The organism is Muricoccus pecuniae, from assembly GCF_014199205.1.
In the GTDB taxonomy this organism is placed as follows: Bacteria; Pseudomonadota; Alphaproteobacteria; order Acetobacterales; family Acetobacteraceae; genus Roseomonas; species Roseomonas pecuniae.
This window is the reverse complement of the sequence record NZ_JACIJD010000016.1, coordinates 64,931-86,461: the sequence shown is the minus strand read 5'-3', so window position 1 is coordinate 86,461 and position 21,531 is coordinate 64,931. Positions and strand designations below refer to the sequence as shown.

Below are 21,531 nucleotides of genomic sequence, written 5' to 3'. Positions count from 1 at the left end.
TCAGCCCCGGCCGGAAGGCCCGCGCAGGATCCGCGCCACACCCCGCCGGGCGGTGCCCGCCGCGGCCGCGATGCGTCGCCGGCGCGGGCCGACGACGCGCGGCGTCTGCGGCGCGGTGAGCTTCGCCCCGTCGGGCGAGCGCACGAGCCGCAGCGTGCGGTCGTGGAAGAGGTCCAGCCCGGGGCGGTGGCCGATGGAGATGAGGGCGCTGCCCGCGAGTTCCTCGGTGAAGAGGCGCATCATCGCGTCCTGGTTCGCCTCGTCCAGCGCCGCCGTCGCCTCGTCCATGAAGACCCAGCGCGGGCGGTGCAGCAGCAGGCGCGCGAAGGCGAGGCGCTGCTGCTCGCCGAGGGAGAGCATGCGGTCCCAGCGCTCCTCCTCGTCCAGCCGCCCGGTGAGATGGGCGAGGCCGCAGCGCTCCAGCGCCCCCACCACGGCGGCGTCGGGGAACTTCCGGGGATTGGCGGGATAGGCGATGGCCGCGCGCAGCGTGCCCAGCGGCAGGTAGGGGCGCTGGGGCATGAACATCATGTGGTCCCGCGGCGGCACGCGGATCTCGCCCGAGCCCCAGGGCCAGACGCCGGAGATGGCGCGGAAGAGCGTCGACTTGCCCGTGCCGCTCTCGCCGACGATCAGCACCTTCTCGCCGGCCTCGATCTCGGCATTCGCCTCGCCCACCAGCACGTTGCCGTCGGCCTGCCCGATCTGGAGGTCGTGGAAGGCCAGCACCTCCCGCCCGTCGGGCAGCGGCCCTTCGGTGACGTTGATGCGGGACTCCGCCTCCTCCAGCATGTCGGCGGTGTCGAGGCTGTCCTCCAGGGCGACCACGCGCTCCAGGTGGGAACGCCAGTCGGCGAGGCGGGGGAAGTTGTCGACGAACCAGTTGAGCGATCGCGTCACCTCCCCGAAGGCCGAGCCGATCTGCATCAGCACGCCGAGGGTGATGGCGCCCGCGAAGTAGCGTGGGCTAGCGACGAGGATGGGGAAGACCCCCGCGATCATGCCGTAGGCGGAGGTCAGCCACATCAGCCGCCGCTCCGTCCGCATGAGGTCCTTCATCACGTTGACGACGTGGCCGAAGGAGCGGCGCAGCCCGCGATCCTCGTCCGCCTCGCCGCGGATGAGGGCCACGCCCTCGCTGTTCTCGCGGATGCGGATGAGGGCGAAGCGGTGGTCGGATTCCGCCTCGTTGCGGCGGATGTTGATCTCCACCATCGGCCGGCCGATGAAATAGGTCAGCACCGACCCGATCACGGCGTAGATGAGCGCCGCGAAGACCATGTAGCCCGGGATCTCGAACTCGTTGCTGCCGAAGGACACCAGGAGCGAGCCCGACAGCGTCCAGAGGATGCCGACGAAGGAGATGAGCATCACGGCGGACTGGAACAGCCCCACCGCCATGTCGATCGCCATCGCCGTCGCCCAGCGCGTGTTCTCGCTGATGCGCTGGTCCGGGTTGTCGGCGCTGCCGGGCAGGAAGTTCATCTGGTAGTGCCGGCTGTGCGAGAGCCAGCGGTTCTGCAGCCGGAAGACGAGCCATTCCCGCCAGCGGAGCTGGAGGAGCTGGCGCACATAGAGCTGGAAGACCGCCACCACCATGCTGCCCGTCGTCAGCAGCAGGAAGGTGCCCATCTGGCCGAAGAAGGCGCCGCGGTCCCGGGCTTCCAGCGCGTTGAAGAAGTCCCGGTTCCACAGGTTGAACCGCACCTGGATGCCGATCTGAACCAGGGTGAGCCCGATCACCCCCGCCGTCAGCAGCCAGGCCGTCCGCTTCTGGTCGCCGGTGTAGTAGCCGCGTGCCAGGCGCCAGAACCGCCTGACGAAACCCTCCTGGATGCCGCCGTCCCCGTCCGCGGCCCCCACCGCGGTGCCTCCCGCCTCGCTCATGGAATCATCGGCCTCGCACAGGGCTGGCGAAAGGGTCGGGGAAGAAGTTCATGTTTGCGAGAAGATCCCTGTCTTCTCCGGGGAACGCGGCAAGCGCGGCGGGGCTTCACGCGGGGCGGCGGGGAATCCTGTTGTGACCGGCCCGGCGGCCCGCGTCCCGTTCTATTCCGCCCCCGCAGGAACCTCCGCCTTGTTCCCGGCCCGTTCCGGCGCCTCCTCCAGCCGCCGCAGCTCCTCGGCCACCGCCCCGGGGGAGGGCGCGACCCTGGCCACCAGGAGGTAGAGGGCGGGCACGACGAAGAGGGTCAGCAAGGTGCCGAGCGTCAGCCCCCCCGTGGTGACCAGGCCGAGGATCGTCTGGGACTCCGCCCCCGCCCCCGAGGCGAAGGCGAGGGGGAGCGCGCCGATCACCGTCGCCACCGAGGTCATCAGGATCGGCCGCAGCCGGGCGGCCGAGGCCTCCGTCACCGCCTCCCGCGCCTCCTTCCCCTCGTCGCGGAGCTGGTTGGCGAACTCGACGATCAGGATGCCGTTCTTCGCGGCCAGCCCGACCAGCAGCACCATCCCGATCTGGCTGTAGATGTTGAAGGTCAGCCCGAAGGCCCAGAGGCTCACCAGCCCGCCCGCCACCGCCAGCGGCGCCGTGGCCAGCACGACGAGGGGGTGCAGGAAGCTCTCGAACTGCCCGGCCAGCACGAGATAGGCGAGCACCATTACCATGCCGAGGATGAGGAAGACAGTGAGGCCGGTCTCCCGGAGATCGAGGCTCTCCCCGAGGTAGCGGATGCGCGCCGTGCCCGGCAGCTCCGCCGCCGCGATCCCGTCCAGCCTCTCCAGCGCGTCCCCCAGCGCCAGGGCGGGGGTGAGGTTCGCCTCCACCGTCACGGCGGGCAGCCGGTCCACCCGCTGCAGCTCGCGCGGGGCGCCGACCTCCGCCGCCGCGATGACGGAGGAGAGGGGGACGAGCCGGTTCCCCGCCGCCCGCGCGCGGACGAAGACGTTGGAGAGGTCGTCCGGCGCCCGCCGGTCCTCCGGCCGGGCCTGGAGCACCACCTCGTACTCCTCCCCCCGGTCGGAGTAGCGCGTCACCTCCAGCGAGCCGAAGAGGATGCCCAGCGCGTCCCCCACGTCCTGCGCCGTGACGCCCAGCGCCGAGGCGCGGTCCCGGTCCAGCCGCAGCTCCATCTGGGGCTTGCTGTCCTTGTAGTTCGTGTCGAGCGCCAGCAGCCCCTCCATCCCGCGCGCGCGGTCCAGCACGGTGCGGGACCAGGCGACCACCTCGTCCCGCTGCGTGCCGGAGACGACGAACTGGAGCTGCCGCCCGCGCGTGCGCTGCCCGAGCTTGGGCGGGTTCACGGCGAAGGCGCGCACCCCGGGGATGCCGGCCAGGCGGCCCTGCAACTCCTGCTGCAGCTCCACCTGCCCGGTCTCGCGCTCATCCCAGGGCTTGAGGCGGAGGATCAGGCGGGCGGTGTTGGCCGGCCCCTGGGTGCCGCCGCGGCCGGGGACGAGGATGGCGAGCACCTGCTCCACCGGCCGGTCCTCGCCGATATAGTCTCCGAGCAGCCGCTCGATCTCGGCCACCTTCTCCGCCGTCTGCTCGAAGGAGGCCCCCTCCGGCGCCTCGACCACGACCGAGACGGCGCCCCGGTCCTCGTTCGGCGCCAGCTCAGAGGGCAGGGCGAGGAAGGCCGCCACCCCCAGCCCCGCCAGCGCCGCGCCCGCGAGCGCCGCGACGAAGGGATGGTCGAGCGAGGCATCCAGCCCCCGGCGGTAGCGCGCCGCGATCCACTCCAGGCCGCGCGAGCCCCAGCGGGCAACGAGGCCGGGCCTCTCCTCCCCCTCGTCGAAGACGCGGAACAGCCGGGCGGAGAGCATCGGCCCGAGGGTGATGGCCGAGAGGGTGGAGGCCGCGACGATCGCCGCCAGCACCACGGCGAATTCCCGGAACAGCCGCCCGACATTCCCCCCGAGGAAGGCGAGCGGCACGATGACGGCCAGCAGCACGGCGGCGGTGGAGAAGACGGCGGCGCCGAGCTGGCGCGTGGCGCGGGCCGCGGCCAGCACCGCGGGCTCCTTTTCCTCCTGCTGACGCCGGCGCACGTTCTCCAGGATCACCACCGCGTCGTCCACGCAGAGGCCGATGGCCAGCACCACGGCCAGCACCGTGAGCACGTTGATCGAGTAGCCGAAGCCTGCGGCCACGGCGGCGGCGGGGATGACGGAGGCGGGGATGGTGGCGGCCGGGATGAGCGTCGCGCGGAAGGAGCCGAGGAAGACGTAGATCACCAGCACGATCACCCCGATCGTCTGGGCGAGCGTCACCGCCACGTTCCACAGTGTCTCGGAGATGAAGACGGATTCGTCGTAGCCGATATCGGCCTCGATCCCCTGGGGCAGCAGGGGGCGCAGCCGCTCCAGCGCCTCCCGCACACCGCGGGCCACCTCCAGCGTGTTCGCGTTGGACTGCCGGATGATGCCCAGCGAGATGGCGTCCCTGCCGTCCAGCCGGAAGCCGGTGCGGTACTCCTCCACCCCGATCTCCACCCGCGCCACGTCCCCCAGCAGCACGCGGCCGCTCGTGGCGGGCGGGGAGGAGGCGGGGAAGGCCGGCACGGCGGCGGTGCCGCCCGCGCTGTCGGTCGCGGCCGCCCCTTCCCGCAGCACGAGGGCGGCGAACTGGCGCGGCTCGGTGAAGCGCGTCACGGCGCGGAGCGTGATCTCCTGCCGCCCCGTCTCCAGCCGCCCGGCCGGCACCTCCAGGTTCTCGGCCCGCAGCCGGGCGGCCACGTCGCCGGCGGTGATGCCGCGCGCGGCCATGGCCTGGCGGTCGAGCCAGATCCGCATGGCGTAGCGCTTCTCGCCGCCGATCTGCACGCGGGCGACGCCGGGCACGGTGCCCAGCGCGTCCACCATCACGCGGTCGGCGATGTCGGTCAGCTCCGCCGGGTCGAGCCGCTCAGCGCGGACGGAGATGTACATCATGGGGAAGTCGTCGGCCGAGGCCTTCTCGATCACCGGCTCCTCGATGCCCACGGGCAGGTCCCGCCGCACGGCCGAGACGCGGTCCCGCACGTCGGCCGCCGCCGCGTCGAGATCCGCCCCCGCCCGGAACTCCACCGTGACCTGCGCCGTCTCGTCCCGGCTGAGCGAGCGGATGAGGCGGATGTCGTCGATGCCGGAGAGGTTGTCCTCCACCACCTTCGTCACCTCCCGCTCCACCACCTCCGCGGGCGCGCCGCGATAGATGACGGAGACGGAGACGACGGGGGGGTCGATGTCCGGATACTCGCGCACGGGCAGCACGAGCGCCGCCCCGACCCCGATCGCGATGAGCAGGAGGTTGACGCAGGCCGCGAGCACCGGCCGCGCGACGGGAAGGTCGAGGAGGCGCACGCCCTAGCCGCCCCGCCGCGCCGGCGCGGCCTGGGCGGTCGCTGGTCCCTCCGGCCCTCCGCCCGGCGGGTCGGTCGGGCGGATGGGCTGCCCGTCCCCGAGCTGGTCGCCCCCCTCCACCACCACGCGGTCCCCGGGGGCGAGGCCCTCCAGGATCTCCATCCGCTCCGCCTCCCGGGCGCCGATCCGCACCTCGGCCCGCTCCGCCTTCCCGTCCCGCTCGCGGTAGACGAAATGGGTCGCGCCCCGGAGCTGCACCGCGCGCGGGGGGACCGTCACGGCCTCGGCCACCCGCTCGGCGGTCACGCGCAGGTTCATCAGCATCCCCGGGCGCAGCTCGCCCTCGGGGTTGGGCAGCCGCGCCTCCACCTCCAGCGTGCGGGTGGCCGGGTCCACGCGGCCGTCGAGGGCGTGGACGCGCCCCTCGAAGCGGCGGCCGGGAAAGGCGGGGCCGGTTGCCTCCACCGGGGCGCCGGGGCGCAGCCGGCCCATCTCCGCCTCGGGCACGGCGAAGCGCAGCGCGATGGGGTCCACGGCGTCGAGCGTCGTCAGCGGGGTGCCGGGCTGCACCACGGCGCCCGCGCTCGCCCGCCGCAGCCCGACCCGCCCATCGAAGGGCGCGCGGATGAGGGTGTAGGCCAGCCGCACCTCGGCCGAGCGCACCCGGGCGAGGGCCGCCTGCTCCCGCCGCCGGGCGTCCTCCACCGCGGCGCGGGGCGTGTTGCCCGTGCGGAGAAGCTCCTCCCCGCGATCCACGGCCTGCCCGACCTCGGCGGCCTCCGCCCGCGCGGCGGCGAGGGCGGATTCCTCCTCCCGCGAATCCAGCCGGGCGAGGATGTCGCCCTGCGCGACGCGCTGCCCCTGCTCGAAGCCGATCCCGACGATCCGCCCGCCCGTCTCGGTGGCGACGGTCACGCTGTCCACGGCGGCGACCGTGCCCACGGCCTCGATCCGGCGCAGCACCTCCTCGCGCCGCGCCTCGGTCAGCACCACGGGGGTGGGCGGGCGCTCCGGCCGCGTCTCCTTCCCGGAGGGGCGGAAGAAGAGATACGCCCCGCCAGCGGCGCCGAGCGCCAGCGCCGCCCCGCAAGCGATCTGTCCAGCCCGCCGCATTCCCGAACCGCTCCGCCCGAATACCCGACCCCGGCGGTCGGCCATGTTCGGGAACGCGCGGGGCCGGCGCGGGGTTGAGGGAGGGCTGGGGGAACCCGCCGCCCTCTCCCGGCGTTGCCGCCCTGTCCTTCGACCACCGGAACGAGGTGAACCCCGCCGATGCCCCGCAACCGCCTCGAAATCCTCGCGCGGCTCGGCTACGCGGCCCGCGGCGCGGTGAACCTCGTCATCGGGCTGCTGGCGCTGCTCGCCGCCCTCGGCCGGGGGGGCGAGGCGACGGGATCGAAGGGCGCGCTGCAGGCCCTCCTCACCCAGCCCATCGGCAAGGTCCTGCTCTGCGCCGTGGCGCTCGGCCTCTTCGGCTTCGCCCTCTGGCGGCTGCTGCAATCCCTGCTGGACACGGACGGGCGGGGCCGCTCGGCCAAGGCCCTGGCCGCCCGCGCGGGGCAGCTCGTCTCCGCCGCCGTCTATGTCGGACTCGGCGTCTTCGCCATCGGCCTGATCACGGGAACCGGTTCCGGCGGCGGGGAGGAGCAGGCGGCGCGCGACTGGACCCGCTGGCTCATGGGCCAGCCCTTCGGGCGCTGGCTCGTCGGCGCCGTGGGCCTGGCCATCCTCGGCGCCGCGGCCGGCATGGGGGCGAAGGCCTGGACGGCCTCCTTCCGACCCCACCTGGCCTGCGAGGGCCGCACCGCCGCCTGGGTCGTCCCGCTCGGGCGCGCGGGCTACGCGGCGCGGGCGGTGGTCTTCCTCATCATCGGCGGCTTCCTCCTCCTCGCGGCCTGGCAGGTGGATCCGGGCGAGGCGCACGGGCTCGGCGGCGCGCTGCTCGCCATCCAGGGGCAGCCCTTCGGCCGCGTGCTGTTCGGCCTCGTTGCCCTCGGCCTCGCGGCCTTCGGCGTCTTCGAGTTCGCCGAGGCGCGCTTCCGCCGGATCGCCGCGCCGACGGAGCAGGAGGTGATCGGGGCGGCCATCCGGCCGGGCTAGGCGCTCCGCCCGCCGCGCCCCCCCGGCCGCGCGGCCGGGAGCGGCGGAGCGGACCCTAACTCCCGCCCTTCCCCAGGCAGCCCCGGACGGCGGCGGCGAGGTCGGCGAGGCGGAACGGCTTCTCGACGACGCATCCCGCCGCCCGCTCCGCCTCCAGCGCGTTGCCGGCGGCGTAGCCCGTCGCGAAGAGCACGGGGAGGCCCGGCCGCAGCCGGCGGGCGGCGGCGGCCAGCTCGGCCCCGGTCATGCAGGGCATGGCGTAGTCGGTGAGGAGAAGGTCGAAGGACGCCTGGGGGGCTCCCAGGGCGCGCAGCGCCTCCTCCCCGCCCGCCGCTTCCTCCACCTCGTGCCCGATCTCGCGCAGCATCTCCGCCGCCGCGCTGCGGACCTGCACGTCGTCATCGGCCAGGAGGATGCGCGCGCGCCGGCCGGGAGCGATGGAGACCGCGGCCGCCTCGCCGCGCGCGGGCGCCTCGCTGACGCGGAGGAAGAGGGAGACGGTCGTCCCCTCCCCCGGCGCGCTGGCGATCCGCACGGCGCCGCCGAGCGAGCGCATGACGCCGTAGACCTGGCTCAGCCCGAGCCCCGTGCCCTTCCCGACATCCTTCGTCGTGAAGAAGGGCTCGAAGACGTGCTCCAGCAGCTCGGCCGACATGCCGTGCCCCGTATCGGCGACGGTGACGAGCACGTAGTCGCCGGGATCGAGCCCCGCGGCCGGGCTGCCGGGCGGCAGGTTCGAGGTCTCGATGGTGAGATTGCCGCCCTCCGGCATGGCGTCCCGCGCGTTCACCGCGAGGTTGAGCAGCACCAGTTCGAGCTGCGTCTCGTCCGCCAGCACCGGGCGCAGCTCGCGCGCCAGCCGCGTCGCCACCTCGATCCGCCCGCCGAGGGTGCGGTGGAGCATCTCCACCATCCGCGCGACCAGGCCGTTGGCGTCCACCGGCCGCACCGCGATCGGGTTGCGGCGTGCGAAGGCGAGGAGCTGGCGCGTGAGGTTGCCCCCCCGCTCCGCCGCGACGGCGGCGTTGCGCAGCACGCGCAGCACACGCTCGTCCTCCACCCGCCGCAGGGCGATGTCGAGCCCGCCCGTGATCGCCATGAGGAGGTTGTTGAAGTCGTGCGCCACGCCGCCGGTGAGTTGGCCGATGGCCTCCATCTTCTGCGCCTGGTGCCGCGCCTCGGCGAGGTCGCGCCGCATGCGCGAGAGGTCGAGGTTCACCCGCACGCGCGCGAGCAGCTCGGCCGCGGTGAAGGGCTTCACGAGGTAGTCGTCCGCCCCAGCGTCGAGCCCCTGAACCTTCGCCTCCTCCCCCGCGCGGGCGGAGAGCATGATCACGGGGGTCGCGCGCAGCAGCGGCTCCTCGCGCAGCCGGTGCAGCAGGGCGAAGCCGTCCATCACCGGCATCATCACGTCCGTCAGGACGAGATCCGGGCGGATCTCCAACGCGCGCGCCAGCGCCTCCTCGCCGTTCACGGCGGTGACCACCCTGTGGTCGCGCCCGAGCAGGCGGCCGACATAGGCGCGCATGTCGGCGTTGTCGTCGGCCAGCAGGATGGTGGCGGCGCGGCGATCCTCTTCCGGCGCGGGCGCGGCCGGCTCCTCCGGCAGCCAGCGCAGCGTCTCCTCCGCGAAGACCTCGGCGCCGATCCGCGTGTCATCAGGCCTGTCCTCGCCCAGTGTCGTCCGGGGCAGATGCGCGGCGCCGGTGGGGATGCGGACGCGGAAGCGCGTGCCGCGCCCGGGCTCGCTCTCGGCGCTCACCTCCCCGCCATGCAGCCGCACGAGTTCCTGCACGAGGGCCAGCCCGATGCCCGATCCCTCATGGGAGCGGGAGCGCGCGCCCTCCACTCGGTGGAAGCGGTCGAAGATGCGGGGAAGCTGGTCGGGCGCGATGCCGATGCCCGTGTCGGAGACGCGGAGCTCCACGGCGCCCTCCACCGGGGCCAGCTCCACCCCGATGCCGCCGGAGAAGGTGTGCTTCAGCGCGTTGGAGAGAAGGTTGAGGACGATCTTCTCCCACATGTCGCGGTCGAGGAAGACCGGCTCGGCCGGGTTCCTCGTCCGCACCTCGAGCGCGAGGCCCGCGCGCTCGGCGGCGGAGCGGAAGCTGCTCGCCAGTTCCTCCGTCAGCGCGGCGATGTCGGTGCGGGTGAAGCGCGCGCTCGCCCGCCCCGCTTCCACGCGGGAGAAGTCGAGCAGCGTGTTCACGAGCTTGAGCAAGCGCAGCCCGTTGCGGTGCACCAGCTCCAGCTCGCCGTGCCGCGCGCCCAGCTCCTCGGGCGGGAGGGCGAGCATCTCCTCCAGCGGGCCGAGCATGAGCGTCAGCGGCGTGCGGAACTCGTGGCTGACATTGGAGAAGAACAGCGTCTTCGCGCGGTCGAGATCCGCCAGCGCCTCCGCCCGCGCGCGCTCCTCCTGATAGGCGCGCGCGTTGCGCACGGCCGTGGAGACCTGCGCCGCGAGCAGGCCGAAGAAGGTCCGGTACTCGTCGTCCAGCGCCCGGTTCGGGTTCAGCCCGGCGAGCAGCGTGCCGAGCGACGGCTGGCCGGGGGCGCCAGCGAGCGGGAGGAGGATGGCGGCCTCCACCGGATGGCCCCAGGGCCCGCCCGTGGCGCCGATGCGCCCGCGCAGCCCGTCCAGCACGACCGTCCCGCCCTCCCCCGCCGCGTCCTCCATCGCCGCCAGGCAGGCGATGTCGTCCCCGCCGAGCCCGGTGCTGGCCGCGAGCCGCATCCCCTCGCCCTCGCGGAGCCGGATGGTGGCGAAGGGCACGTCCACCGCCCCCGCCAGCACGGCGGTCACGGCCTCGCAGGACTCCTGCACGCCGAGCGTGTCGTTCGCGCGCCCGGCCAGATCGCGCAGGAGCTTCAGCCGGCGGTCCCCCACCAGCCCCTGCGTCACCTCGCTGCAGACGCAGAGCATGCCGGCCACCCGCCCGGAATCGTCCTCCGCCGGCGCGTGGGAGAGGCTGAAATAGGCTTCCTCCACATAGCCGGAGCGGTTGAGCAGGAGCTGCTGCGCCGGCACCCAGTTGGCGGTGCCCGTCCTCATCACCTCCGCGATCATCGGCCCGAGCGTGCCCCAGGCCTCGGCGAGGGTGGTGCGGATGTCGGTGCCGAGCGCCGCGGGGTGCTTGTCCCCGATCACGACGGAGTAGGCGTCGTTGTAGATCTGGACGAACCCCTCGCCCCAGATGAGGATCATGGGGTAGCGCGAGTTCAGCAGCGTCCGCACCGTTGCCCGCAAGCCCAGGTCCCAGGTCTCGACGGGGCCGAGCGGCGTGGCGGCCCAGTCGTGCCCGCGGCAGAGCGCGCGCATGGGGCCCGGCCCGGAGAAGAGGCGCCGGGCGGCGGCCCCGGCGTGCGCCGCGCTCCCGGTGTCGCGGCTGAGAATCGGCACGTCTCGACACCTCGGTCATCGCTGCCGCCGGAAGGGTTCGCCCGGGCTGTTGCAGTTCCGTTAATCTACCCCGCCGGGGGGACATCGCCAAATGGCGGCCGCGATCAGCCCTCCGCCTCGGGCCTTGCCGGCGCGTGAGGGTCGGCGAGCTCGGCCAGCAGGCGCAGGAGGGTCGCCCGGTCCTGCCGGGGAACGGGGCGAGCAGCCGTTCCTGCACGCGCCGCACGGGCCCTTCCACCCGCTCCAGCAGCGCCTCTCCCTCGCCGGTGAGGCGGAGGCGCTTCGCCCGCCGGATGAGATGGCCCGGCATCGCGTAGAGCTGCTGCATCGAGCGGCGATGATCGCCCTGCTTCATTGACGGTATACTGAAAGAACGAATACTGCATTTCAACGAAGAGCATGGGGGGAGCGCCGGCATGACGCAGGACCTTCACGGGCTGCTGGGCGATCTCGTGATCGCGAACCGCATCCTCGCGCATGAGGGCGTGCTGGACGATTTCGGCCACGTCGCCCTCCGCCACCCCGATCGCGCGGACCGCTTCTTCGTCTCCCGCTCCCGCTCCCCCGAACTCGTCACGCGCGAGGACCTTCTCGAATTCACGCTGGACGGCGTGCCGGTGGACCCCAGGGGGATGCGCCCGTATCTCGAGAGCGTGCTGCACGCCCGCCTCTTCGCCGCGCGCCCTGACGTGCATGCGACGGTGCACCACCACTGCCCCGCCGTGCTGCCCTACACCGTCACCGACGTGCCGCTGCGGCCCGTCCTCCACATGGCCTCCGTCCTCGGCGGCCCCGTGCCCGTCTGGGACAGCCGCGACGAGTTCGGCGACACGAACATGCTGATCGACGACGTGCCGCGCGCCGACAGCCTCGCGCGCGCGCTGGGCGGCGGGGCCTCCGTGCTGCTGCGCAACCACGGCGCCGCCTGCGCCGCGCACTCCCTGCCGGCGGTCGTCTTCGTCTGCGTCCGCATGAAGGACAATGCCGAGCTGCAGTCGCGCGCCATGGCCATGGGCGCGCCGCGCTTCCTGACGGAGGGCGAGACGCGGATGACCGCCGAGATGCTGATGGGCGAGCGCCCGCTGGAGCGCGCCTGGGCCTACTGGCGCGCCCGCGCCGGCTTCGGCGGCATCTAGGGAGGGGTCGCGATGATCGCCCGCCGCCGCCTCGGCGCCGCAGCCCTCTCCCTCGCGCTGCCCGCCACGGCGCGGGCGCAGCGCCGCACCGTGCGCCTCGTCGTCCCCGCCGCGCCGGGCGGCGCGATCGACGTGATCGGGCGCCTCTACGCGACCCGCCTCGGTGAGATGCTGGACCAGGGCTGGGTGGTCGAGAACCGCTCGGGCGCGAACAACACGCTCGGCGCCGCCGAGGTGGCGCGCGCGGCGCCCGATGGGGCGACCTTCCTCGTCAACGCGGACATCCACCTCACGGCGCGCCGCGTGATGCGGAGCGTGCCCTATGACCCCGTGGCGGACTTCACCCCCGTCGCGCGCCTCGCCACCGCGCCGATGGTGCTGGTGGGCAACCCGCGCCTCGCACCCGAGGGCGGCGTCGCGGCGCTGGCCGCGGCCATGCGCGCGGGGCGTGACCGGCTCTCCTTCGCCAACTCCGCCCTCGGCTCAATGGGCCATCTCGCGACGGAGAGCCTCAAGCGCGAGGTGGGGGCGGAGACGCTGGTCGTCTCCTATCGCGGCACCGCCCCCGCGCTGACGGACGTGATCTCCGGCAATGCCGCGCTGATGGTCGCGCCGCTCGGCTCCGCCCTGCCGCATATCGAGGCCGGGCGGCTGCGCGCCTACGCGGTCATGGGACCGCGCCGCTCGTCGCGCGCGCCCGCCATCCCCTCCATCGCCGAGGAGGGGATGCCCGGGCTGGACTTCACCCTGTGGTACGCGCTCTGGGCGCCGCGCGGCCTGCCGGAGGCCGAGGCGGAGCGGCTGAACGCCGCCGTGCAGAGCCTCTCGCGCGATCCCGAGATCCGCGCGCGAATCGCGGACCAGGGCGCCGAGCCCGTGGCCGAAGGCCGCGCCGACTTCGCGCGCTTCATCGCGGCGGAATCCGGGCGCAACGCCCGCATCGCGCAGGAGGCGGGCATCCAACCGGAGTAGCGGCGCCGCGCCTCAGGCGTTGCCGCGGTCCTCGCGGAAGAGGTGCAGCGCCTCCTGGATCGGGCGGTCGGAGAAGGAGAAGAGCACGCTGTCCTCCGCCGCCTCATGCCGCACATGCTTCCAGGAGGGCACGACGAAGATGTCGCGCCGGCCCCACTCCACCACGAAATCCTCGCCGATGAAGCTGCGGCCCCGCCCCTCCATCGGCACGAAGATCGTCGCATCCGTCGAGCGATAGGCGGCGGTGGAGAAGCCCCGGGGCAGGAGCTGGATGAAGGTGCCCATCGTCGCCATGGCGTGGTTGCCGGTGATGGGGTTGGTGTAGCGCATCTTCAGCCCGTGGCAGGGATCCCAGGCCTCCAGGCGGCGCATCCGCTCCAGCGCGTCGCGCGTGCGGGCATAGGGGTAGTTGAAGACGGGCGAGCTGCCGCCCCCCGCCTTGTGGTCCACCGGCAGGAGGTTGGCGCCGAAGCGCGCGTCGCTGTCGCCGACGGGGCGGGTGACCGGCTGCTTGTCCTGGCCGAGATGCTCTGCGAAGGAGGCGTCGAGGAACTGCACGACGGGGATGTCGAGGCCGTCGAGCCAGAAGATCGGCCGGTCGCTCGGGTTGCCGTGGTCGTGCCAGGCCATGGGAGGCGTGATGATGAAGTCGCCCTCCTCCATCACCGTGCGCTCGCCGTTCACGGCGGTGTAGGCGCCGCTTCCCTCCAGCACGAAGCGCAGCGCCGTCTGCGTGTGGCGGTGCGCGGGCGCGACCTCCCCGGGCAGGACGAGCTGCACCCCGGCATAGAGGCTGGTCGTGATGCGGGACCCCCCGCGCAGGCCGGGATTCTCCAGCACCAGCACGCGGCGCTCGGCCTCCTTGGCGGTGATGAGGCTGCCGGCCTCCATCATGGCCGCGCGGATCTCCTCGAAGCGCCAGCTCGCCGGGCGGCAGGCGCTGCGCGGCTCGGGCGTCACCAGCTCGGCGAGGGAGAGCCAGAGCGGCGTCAGGTTCCCCTGACCGATCCGCTGGTAGAACTCCTGGCGCGCGGCTTCGAGCCCGGTGGGGCGCTCATGGGCTTCGGCCATCGGCGCGTCCTCCCCTGTTCCTGTTCCGCGACCGTATGCGGATCATCCGCGGGGGGGCAACACGGGCGCTCAGCGCAGCAGGCGCCGCACGCCGCGCAGCACGGAGGTGGCGCCCACCGCCCCGAGCGCGGCGAGGAGGCCGAGGCCGCCGAGCTTGGCCGCGTCGCGCTGCCGGCTGGTGAAGAACTCGTGCCGCGCCGCCTTCACGCGGTCGCCGAAGCGGCCGTCCATCCTCGCCGGCCCGGGCGGGGCCTCCTCCAGGTTGCCCGGCCGGTAGCCCATGGGGGCGCCGAGCTGCTCCTCCTTGAAGGAACTCGCCTGCCGGTCGGCGAGAGCCGGGGCGAGTGCCTGGGCGATGGCCATCATCACCGTGCTGCGCCCGACCCAGATCTCGCGGCGCGGGTTCTCCACGGCGAAGTGGATCGCCTCCGCGGCGAGGCGGGGATCGAAGATCGGGTCCGGCGCCTCCTGCTCGTGCCCCGTGCGGTTGCGCGCCCAACCGAACTGCGGCGTGTTCACCGCGGGCAGGTAGACGACGGTGAGCGACACCTTCACGCCGTCCGCGATCAGCTCGGTCCGCAGCGCGTCGGTGAAGCCGGAGACAGCGAACTTCGCCGCGCAATAGGGCGCCTGCAGCGCCGCGGCGCGGATGCCCAGCCCCGAGGAGACCTGCACGATGGCGCCGCGCCCCCGTGGCTTCATGTGGCGCAGCGCCGCGAGCGTGCCGTAGACTTGGCTGAGATAGGTGGTGTCGGTGACGCGCCGGTACTCCTCCGGCGTGATCCGGTCTGCGGGGGCCACCACGGTGGACATGGCGTTGTTCACCCAGGCGCCGATGGGGCCGAGATCCCGCTCCACCCGCTCGGCCGCCGCATCCACGGCGGCGGCGTCCGCGACATCGGCGGGGATGGCGAGCACGGGGCTGCCCAGGCGCCGGAGCATCCCGGCCGCCTCCTCCAGCCGCCCCGGCTCGCGCGCGAGAATGGCGACCGCCCGCCCGCCCCGCGCCAGCCGCTCCGCCGCGGCGAGGCCGATCCCCGCGCTCCCGCCCGTGACAACGGCGACATCCCTCATCCCGGCCATCCCTCCGCACCCCTGATCGAACGCGCGCGGGGGGCTGATCGTTGGATGGCCGCGCCGCCCGCAGGGAGGGGCGGGCGGCGCGGCCCCGGGGACCGGGCGGGAGGCACCGGCCCCGCGGGAGGGTTCCTCAGCGGCCCGGCGAGAGCGCCGGGCGGAGGAAGCGGAGCAGCCGGTCCATCGCGTCCTCCGCCACGCCGCGATCGGCCGTCACCCGCACGGGGCCGCCGCCGAGATTGGCGAGGCGCACGGGCACGCCGCCCACCACCGTGCCGAGGTCCCAGCCATAGGTCGCGGTGCGGTACTCCTGCCAGAGCGCGGGCACCCGGCCATGGAGGGCGAGCGCGTCCCGCAGCGCGCCGCAGGACGGGGCCGACTGCCCGGGCGTGCCCCCGGCATGGAACACCGCGGCCGGCGCCGCGCTCCAGGACCCCGGGGCCGCGAAGCCCTCGGCCAGCAGGGCGGAGCAGCCGGGATAGAGGGCGGCGTGGGCGGCGAAGCGCGGCCCGTAGGCGCCCAGCTCCCGCGCCATCCGCTCCTCCGAGCCGGCGAGCAGCGCGGCCCGCCCGCCCGTGCCGAGGCCGACGACCGCCACGCGGTTCGCGTCGATCCCGGGATCCCCGCCGAGCAGCTCCAGCACGAGGGCGAGATCGCCCACGAGCCCGCCCGCATCGGCGCCCATGGCGAGCGGCCCCGCATCGGCCGGGCTGTGGCCGTCCGTCGAGACGGGATCGGGGTCGATCTCCAGCACGGCCCATCCCTCCCCGGCGAAGCGCTCGGCCATGGCGGCGGAGCGCTGATCCAGGCCGAGGCCGTCGGGCAGCAGGATCACGGCCGGGGCCTCGCCTCCCCGCGCCGGGCGGGTGAGGCGCGCCGCCATCTCCCGCGGCGCCCCGTCCGAGCGGGCGAGGCGAAGGGCGAGGACCTCGCCGGCGGGCGCCTCCGCCGCGGCGGGGGCGGGAAGCGGGGCGATGCCCGGCAGGGCGACCCGCATCGCGCCCGCCTCGCCGTTCGCGGGAAGATCGGCCAGCGCAGCCCCGCCCCCCAGCACCAGCGCGGCGAGCACATTCAGGGACGTTCTCATGATCGGACCTCCTCCTCGGGAGAGGGACGGTGATCCCCCGTGGGCGGCGCGCGCTGTGCCCATCGTCACACCACGGCGCGGCGCGGCTCAGCAGGGGGAAGGGGCGCGGGGAGCGGCCCCGCATCGCCCGCCCGCAGCGCGCCCGCGAGCAGCGCCGTGCCGAGCAGCGCGGCCCCGGCCATGAGCAGCAGCGGCACCGAATGGCCCGCGGCGGCGGAGAGGGCGGCCGCGAGCGGCGGGGCGAGCAGCACGGAGAGCGCGCGCCCGGCGAAGAGCGCGCCGATGATCCCCCCTGCCGAGCGCCGGCCGTAGAGATCCACCACCGCGCTCGGCAGCAGGGCGACGAAGCCGCCCTGGACGATGCCGAAGGCCAGAGAGAAGGCGGCGAAGGAGGCGGGGCCGCCCGCCTCCGCCCACCAGGCCATGCTCGCCGCCACGCCGAGGCAGCAGGCGAGCAGGGTGCGGGGCCGGCCCAGCCGGTCGGCCGCCGTCCCGATCGCGAGGCGCCCGAGGATCGAGCCGAGGCCGATGAGCCCGAGGAGCCAGAGCGCCGCCTCCGGCCCCATCCCCCGCGCCCGCGCGCTCGGCAGCAGCTCGGCATAGGGCAGCGCGATCGGGGCGGAGAGGAGGATGCAGCCCGCCATCAGCGCGGCGAAGCGCCGCCCCCGCAGCGCCTCGCGCAGCGCGAGCCCCTCGACGACATCCGTCAGGCCCCCGGGCGGTGCGGGCGGCCCGGGCCGGGCACCGCCGTCCGGCAGCAGCCCGCAGTGCTCCGGCGAGTGGGCGAGGAGCTGAGCCGCCGAGAGGCCGAGGGCGGCGATAACGAGGGCGGCGATGGGGAAAGCGTCCCGCCACTCCCCGCAGGCCGCGAGCAGCGAGGCGGAGACGGGAACGAGCGCGGTGCCGCAGCCCACCCCGGCCGTGGCCAGGCCGGAAGCGAGGCCGCGCCAGGCAACGAACCAGCGCTGCACCACCGCCAGCGCCGGCACATAGGCCAGCCCCGCCCCGAGCCCGACCATCAGCCCGTAGCAGAGCTGCACCTCGACGAAGCTCCTCGCCTGCGCCGCCAGGAGGAAGCCGAGGGCGATCACCACCATCCCGGCCGAGACGGGCAGGCGCGCGCCGAAGCGGTCCGCCAACGGGCCGCTCACCGCCCCCGTGGCGAAGGCCATGGCCCCGCTCGCGGCGTAGACGAGGCTGAGGGAGGTGGGGGAGGCGCCGAAGCTCCGCTGCAGCGGCTCGGCGAAGGCGGGGAAGGAGTAGACCGCGCCGAAGCTGAGCGCCTGCACGGTGAAGGAGCCCGCGACCACCGCCCAGCCCCGGAAGCGCAGCGGCGGGCAGGGCGACGGCCCGCACGGGGCCCTGCACGGGGCAGGGCCGCCCGCCGGCATCTCCGGCGGGCGCTTGGGCGAGGTCGGGGCCATGGGGGCACGCTCCGGGCGGGAATGACCGGCCGAGGCTGGCCGCGATCATCTCCCGGACGCTGTGCGTTCGGTCACACCGCACGCGGCGCGGGTGGCCGAGGATGGGCGCTCCCGTGGCCGTGGAGGACGCGCCGGTGCGTGATGTCAGCAAGGGCAGGGCGGCCCGCGCGGGCGTGAGGGGCGGGGCGGCGGTTCACAAGGCGGCGAGGAGGCGCGATGCCGCCCCCTCCCAAGCCGCAGAGCGTGTGGAGTAGCGCGGCGATGCGCCCGCGCCGGCGCCCGCCGCCGCTGCCCTGGCAAGATGAGCCCTGCCTCATGGACGATCTCGGCCGCCTGCCCTTCTTCCGCCCTTTCGGCCCGGCGGCGCTGGAGCCCCTGGCCGCGGTGGCCCGCTGGCGAGGCTTCTCCGCCGGGCAGACCGTGCTGGAGGCCGGCGACCCCGCGCGGGACGTGTGCTTCATCGCCGAGGGCGAGCTGCGCGTCGTCGCCCGCAGCACCGGCGGGCACGAGATGATCCTCAACGAGCTGCATCCCGGCGGCATGTTCGGCGAGATCGCCGCCATCGACGGCCGCGGCCGCTCGGCGAGCATCGTGGCCCTCACCCGCGCCCGGGTCTGCGCCATCGCCGCCGCCCCCTTCATGGGCTTCGCCCTTTCCACGCCGGAGGCCTCGCAGCACCTCATGCGGATGCTCGCCGCCCTCGTGCGCGAGAAGGACGCGCGGCTGATGGAGCTGGCGGTGCTGCCCGTGCGTGCGCGGCTTGCCGCGCTGCTGCTTCGCCTCTCCCGCCCGCGCGAGGGGGGCGGGCGCGTCGTCTCCCCGCCCCGGCCGCATCACGAGCTGGCCTCGCGCATCGGCACGCGGCGCGAGGTGGTGTCTCGGACGCTGAGCGCGATGGCGCGCGATGGGCTGGCCGACCTCACCAAGGGCGGGCTGGTGCTGCCGCGCCCGGGCGTGCTGCAGGCGGAGGTGGAGGCGGGCTACGCCGCCTCCCGGGGCTGAGCCGCGCGCCCTACCGCCACTCCGCCCGGGCCTGGGCGAGGAGCCCGTCCGGATGGATCGTGGCGCCCTCCACCGCGACGGCCTCGTCGGCCAACCCGCCACCGAGGGCCACGGGCCCCTGCGCGCGCTCCTTCCACCCCTCCTCCGCGCCGCCGCCCGCCGTGCCGCGCACCGTGCCCGCGGCGAGGATGAGGGGCAGCATCCGCGCGGCGAGCCTGAAGCCGCAGCGGCTGTCGCTGGGATAGTGCAGGCCGAGCACCTCGCGGTTGCGCGCGATGCGTCGCGCCATCAGGCGCAGCGGCCCCGCCTCCGCACCCCCCGCCGGCACGATCTCCGCCGGCAGGACCTGTTCGAGGAGGAGGGCGATCGTCATGGCCTCGCAGGCATGGCCGCTGGGATAGGCGCCGTGGCCCGGCACCTCGATCGGCGGGATGAGCGCAGGGTCCAGCCGCGAGGGGCGCGGGCGCGCGAACCTGCGCTTCCAGTACATGTCCACGAACTGGGCGAAGCCGAAGGCGATCACGCAGAGCCGGTAGGTCGCGGGGTGCGACGCCTCCCGGAAGTTCAGCACGCCGCGCATGTAGGTGAGCATCCCCGCGCGCTGGGCCATCGCCTCGTCGAGGACGGCGGCGCGGTACTCGACGAGGCTCCGCAGCTCCGCCAGCTCCCCCGCCGTCCCCTGCGGGTCGAAGCCGTCCTGGTTCGGGTCCAGCAGGTCGCTCCACCGCCGCCCCGGCGCCGGGCCGGCCGAGACCTGCGTGAACTCTCCGAGCAGGGCGATGGAGAGCTTGTCCAGGTCCCACTCCGCGTCGCGGAAGCGCGGCGGCGGAACGCTGGCCCAGTTTGCGCCAGCCAGCCCGGGCCACCGCTCCCCGGCGAAGACGGCCGGGGCGCCCGGCGGCAGCCCCTCGACCCGCTTCGTCGAGGGCGAGACGAGCAGGGGGCGGTGGATGTCGCCCCCGCCGCCGGTCGCGTCGGGACCGACCGTGCCGCTCGTCCCGCTGGTCCCGCTCGTCCCGCTGGTTCCACTCGTGCCGCTGGTCCCGCTGGTTCCACTTGTGCCGCTGGTCCCGCTCGTTCCGCTCGTCGTGCTCATCGCGTCCTCCGGGGATGACTGTCAGGCCGGCAATCCGGCACGGCTCAGGTCGCGGGCGAAGCGCTCGCGCAAGACCGGGTCCTGGAACGGCATGCGGTGCGCGACGTAGTCCGGCACGCTGAAGCCGGGCTCCAGCGCCATCAGCCGCCGCGCGGCGCCCCGCGCCTCGTCGGCCCGCCCGGCCGCGGCGAGGATGGCCGCCTGCATCCGCCAGCTCGAGGCATGCGCCGTGTTGCCGCCGATCGCGACGCGGCCCTCGTGCTCGGCCGCATCCAGCTCGCCCGCGGCGTAGTGCGCGATGGAGAGGAAGTGGTGCTGGTAGTAGCCCAGCGGATCGTAGGGGGAGAGCCGCAGCCCCTTCCCGGCATGCCGCGACGCCTCCTCCCCGCGCCCGAGATAGCTCAGCGTCGCGCTCGACAGCGTCCAGGCGATGGCGCTGTTGGGGCAGGCCTCCAGCGCCTGGTCGAAGAAGCCGAGCGCCGTCTCCGGGTCGCGCCGGAGATAGGCGGTGTTGTGGCCGATCACGGCGAGCGCCAGCGCGTTGCCCGGCTCCAGCGAGAGCGCGCGCCGGGCGAGGCGGAAGACCGACGCGGCATCGCCCTCCCGGTCCTCGGACCAGCCCCCTCCCACGCGCAGGCTGTGCCAGTGGGAGAGCCAGGCGGCCGGCAGGGCGAAGCTCGGATCCTCCTCCATGGCGCGCTCCAGGTGCTCGCGCGCGAGGAGGAAGGAGGCGCGGTCGCTCGCCGCCATGAGGTGCAGGCCGCGCAGCACGTGGTCGTAGGCGGTCAGGCTCTCCGGCCGCTTGCGCATGGCGTCGCGCAGCGCGGAGCCGCGGATGCTCGGCGCGATGCCCGCGACGATCCTCGCCACCGCGTGCTCCTGCAGGTGGAAGATCTCGTGCCCCGCCGCCTCGATCCTCTCGCTCCAGAGGTGCTCGCCGGTGAGGCCGTCCGTCAGGCGGAGGAGGACGTGGAGCCCGTCGCCGAGGCGCCGCACCCCGCCGGAGACGACGAAGCGCACGCCGAGCGTCCGCGCCGCGCGCTGCGGCGTGAGGTCCTGGCCCGCGAACATGCGCGCGCTGTCGGGCGCGACGATGAACAGCTCGCGCAGCCCGGCGAGGGAGGCGATGACGTCCTCGACGATGCCGGTGGCGAGATACTCGTCCCGCGGATCCGCCGAGAGGTTCCGCAGCGGCAGGACGGCGAGGGAGGGAAGATGGCCCGGCGCCGGCGGTAGGGGCACCTCCACGCTGCGCCGGGGATCGAGCGAGAGCGCCCGGACCGCGCGCGAGAGGTTGCGCAGCGGCAGCGCGCCGAGGTCCCGCGCGCCCTCGCGCTCCGCCGAGGAGAGCATCGCCGCCGCCTCGGCCGAGAGAAGCGTCCCCCCCGGCACGCAGTACTCCTGCAGCCGCGCCGCCATGTTCACCGCGTCGCCGAAGATGCGGTTCCCATCGACGATGACGCTGCCGGCATGGATGGCGATGCGGAAGACGATCGGCGGGTCCCCGGGGCTCGCATCCCTCTCCGCCTCGGAGAGGCCGTGCAGCACCCCGGCCCATTCGAGCGCGGCGCGGGCATCGTCGAACTCGGCGAGGGTCCCGTCCCCCTGCACGTCGACGATGCGCCCGCCCAGCCGCCCGGCCGCGGGAATGACGACGCCGTGCAGCAGCGCGAGCCAGCGCGCCGTGGTGCGGTCCTCGTCCGCCGCCGCGAGGATGGAGAAGCCGACGATGTCCGCGAAGGCGATCGCCGCCGCGCGACGCTGCATGGGGGAGGCGCCGGCAGGGTCCGCGATGCTGTCGACACGCATGAACGATGCTGCCCCGATGCAGTTTTTTGTATCGTTCCGTATCCTCATCTGCAAGCATCGATTGCCGAAACCCG

General features: G+C 74.5%; 14 protein-coding genes. 4 read left to right on the top strand and 10 right to left on the bottom strand.

Translation table 11 applies throughout. The features are described from left to right. From FHS87_RS23445 to FHS87_RS16630, 3 genes are all read right to left on the bottom strand, one after another. Positions 1–1,887 carry an ABC transporter ATP-binding protein/permease gene (locus FHS87_RS23445; protein ID WP_221300009.1) on the bottom strand — a complete coding sequence of 629 codons (1,887 nt, stop codon included), beginning with the start codon at positions 1,885–1,887 and terminating at the stop codon, positions 1–3. Between the two features lie 162 nt (positions 1,888–2,049). Continuing rightward, positions 2,050–5,283 (bottom strand): efflux RND transporter permease subunit, encoded by a 3,234-nt coding sequence (locus FHS87_RS16635; RefSeq protein WP_184520515.1) that lies wholly within the window; start codon positions 5,281–5,283, stop codon positions 2,050–2,052. Between the two features lie 3 nt (positions 5,284–5,286). After that, the gene (locus FHS87_RS16630; protein WP_184520514.1) at positions 5,287–6,396 is read right to left on the bottom strand and encodes an efflux RND transporter periplasmic adaptor subunit; all 1,110 of its coding nucleotides are present in this window, start codon (positions 6,394–6,396) and stop codon (positions 5,287–5,289) included. Between the two features lie 159 nt (positions 6,397–6,555). Between FHS87_RS16630 and FHS87_RS16625 the strand changes: the two genes are divergently transcribed. Further along, positions 6,556–7,383: a DUF1206 domain-containing protein gene (locus tag FHS87_RS16625; protein WP_184520513.1), complete on the top strand. Its 828-nt coding sequence runs from the start codon at positions 6,556–6,558 to the stop codon at positions 7,381–7,383. A 55-nt stretch (positions 7,384–7,438) separates the two neighbouring features. Here FHS87_RS16625 and FHS87_RS16620 read toward each other — a convergent pair whose 3' ends face one another. Then, complete coding sequence (locus FHS87_RS16620) at positions 7,439–10,060, bottom strand: ATP-binding protein (RefSeq protein WP_281394494.1); 2,622 nt, start codon at positions 10,058–10,060, stop codon at positions 7,439–7,441. A 1,139-nt stretch (positions 10,061–11,199) separates the two neighbouring features. Between FHS87_RS16620 and FHS87_RS16615 the strand changes: the two genes are divergently transcribed. Then, positions 11,200–11,919 (top strand): class II aldolase/adducin family protein, encoded by a 720-nt coding sequence (locus FHS87_RS16615; protein ID WP_184520511.1) that lies wholly within the window; start codon positions 11,200–11,202, stop codon positions 11,917–11,919. Positions 11,920–11,931: 12 nt separating this feature from the next. Then, positions 11,932–12,891: a Bug family tripartite tricarboxylate transporter substrate binding protein gene (locus tag FHS87_RS16610; protein WP_184520510.1), complete on the top strand. Its 960-nt coding sequence runs from the start codon at positions 11,932–11,934 to the stop codon at positions 12,889–12,891. A gap of 12 nt (positions 12,892–12,903) precedes the next feature. Here FHS87_RS16610 and gtdA read toward each other — a convergent pair whose 3' ends face one another. The 4 genes from gtdA to FHS87_RS16590 all read right to left on the bottom strand — a co-directional run bounded on the left by gtdA (position 12,904) and on the right by FHS87_RS16590 (position 17,550). Then, on the bottom strand, positions 12,904–13,962 hold the full coding sequence (gene gtdA, locus FHS87_RS16605; protein WP_184520509.1) for a gentisate 1,2-dioxygenase: 1,059 nt from the start codon (positions 13,960–13,962) through the stop codon (positions 12,904–12,906). Between the two features lie 69 nt (positions 13,963–14,031). Next, positions 14,032–15,036 carry an SDR family oxidoreductase gene (locus tag FHS87_RS16600; RefSeq protein ID WP_184520508.1) on the bottom strand — a complete coding sequence of 335 codons (1,005 nt, stop codon included), beginning with the start codon at positions 15,034–15,036 and terminating at the stop codon, positions 14,032–14,034. Between the two features lie 136 nt (positions 15,037–15,172). Further along, positions 15,173–16,126, bottom strand: a complete 954-nt coding sequence (locus tag FHS87_RS16595; protein WP_184520507.1) for a dienelactone hydrolase family protein — start codon at positions 16,124–16,126, stop codon at positions 15,173–15,175. Positions 16,127–16,191: 65 nt separating this feature from the next. Further along, positions 16,192–17,550 carry an MFS transporter gene (locus FHS87_RS16590; RefSeq protein ID WP_184520506.1) on the bottom strand — a complete coding sequence of 453 codons (1,359 nt, stop codon included), beginning with the start codon at positions 17,548–17,550 and terminating at the stop codon, positions 16,192–16,194. Between the two features lie 216 nt (positions 17,551–17,766). Between FHS87_RS16590 and FHS87_RS16585 the strand changes: the two genes are divergently transcribed. After that, entirely contained in the window at positions 17,767–18,552 is a 786-nt protein-coding gene (locus FHS87_RS16585; RefSeq protein ID WP_184520505.1) for a Crp/Fnr family transcriptional regulator, read from the top strand. Positions 18,553–18,562: 10 nt separating this feature from the next. Here the strand turns inward: FHS87_RS16585 and FHS87_RS16580 are convergent, their stop codons facing one another. Both FHS87_RS16580 and FHS87_RS16575 read right to left on the bottom strand, forming a co-directional pair. Then, complete coding sequence (locus tag FHS87_RS16580) at positions 18,563–19,648, bottom strand: phosphatase PAP2 family protein (protein ID WP_184520504.1); 1,086 nt, start codon at positions 19,646–19,648, stop codon at positions 18,563–18,565. Between the two features lie 21 nt (positions 19,649–19,669). Then, complete coding sequence (locus FHS87_RS16575) at positions 19,670–21,457, bottom strand: adenylate/guanylate cyclase domain-containing protein (RefSeq protein ID WP_184520503.1); 1,788 nt, start codon at positions 21,455–21,457, stop codon at positions 19,670–19,672. Between the last annotated feature and the right edge of the window lie 74 nt (positions 21,458–21,531).

Bases quoted from the DNA above. Each gene is read 5' to 3' on its own strand.
- FHS87_RS16625 (WP_184520513.1), top strand. From the start codon at position 6,556: ATGCCCCGCAACCGCCTCGAAATCCTCGCGCGGCTCGGCTACGCGGCC.
- FHS87_RS16585 (WP_184520505.1), top strand. From the start codon at position 17,767: ATGCCGCCCCCTCCCAAGCCGCAGAGCGTGTGGAGTAGCGCGGCGATG.
- FHS87_RS23445 (WP_221300009.1), bottom strand. From the start codon at position 1,887: ATGAGCGAGGCGGGAGGCACCGCGGTGGGGGCCGCGGACGGGGACGGC.
- FHS87_RS16610 (WP_184520510.1), top strand. From the start codon at position 11,932: ATGATCGCCCGCCGCCGCCTCGGCGCCGCAGCCCTCTCCCTCGCGCTG.
- gtdA (WP_184520509.1), bottom strand. From the start codon at position 13,962: ATGGCCGAAGCCCATGAGCGCCCCACCGGGCTCGAAGCCGCGCGCCAG.
- FHS87_RS16595 (WP_184520507.1), bottom strand. From the start codon at position 16,126: ATGAGAACGTCCCTGAATGTGCTCGCCGCGCTGGTGCTGGGGGGCGGG.
- FHS87_RS16590 (WP_184520506.1), bottom strand. From the start codon at position 17,550: ATGGCCCCGACCTCGCCCAAGCGCCCGCCGGAGATGCCGGCGGGCGGC.
- FHS87_RS16575 (WP_184520503.1), bottom strand. From the start codon at position 21,457: ATGCGTGTCGACAGCATCGCGGACCCTGCCGGCGCCTCCCCCATGCAG.
- FHS87_RS16600 (WP_184520508.1), bottom strand. From the start codon at position 15,036: ATGAGGGATGTCGCCGTTGTCACGGGCGGGAGCGCGGGGATCGGCCTC.
- FHS87_RS16620 (WP_281394494.1), bottom strand. From the start codon at position 10,060: ATGGAGGACGCGGCGGGGGAGGGCGGGACGGTCGTGCTGGACGGGCTG.
- FHS87_RS16580 (WP_184520504.1), bottom strand. From the start codon at position 19,648: ATGAGCACGACGAGCGGAACGAGCGGGACCAGCGGCACAAGTGGAACC.
- FHS87_RS16615 (WP_184520511.1), top strand. From the start codon at position 11,200: ATGACGCAGGACCTTCACGGGCTGCTGGGCGATCTCGTGATCGCGAAC.
- FHS87_RS16630 (WP_184520514.1), bottom strand. From the start codon at position 6,396: ATGCGGCGGGCTGGACAGATCGCTTGCGGGGCGGCGCTGGCGCTCGGC.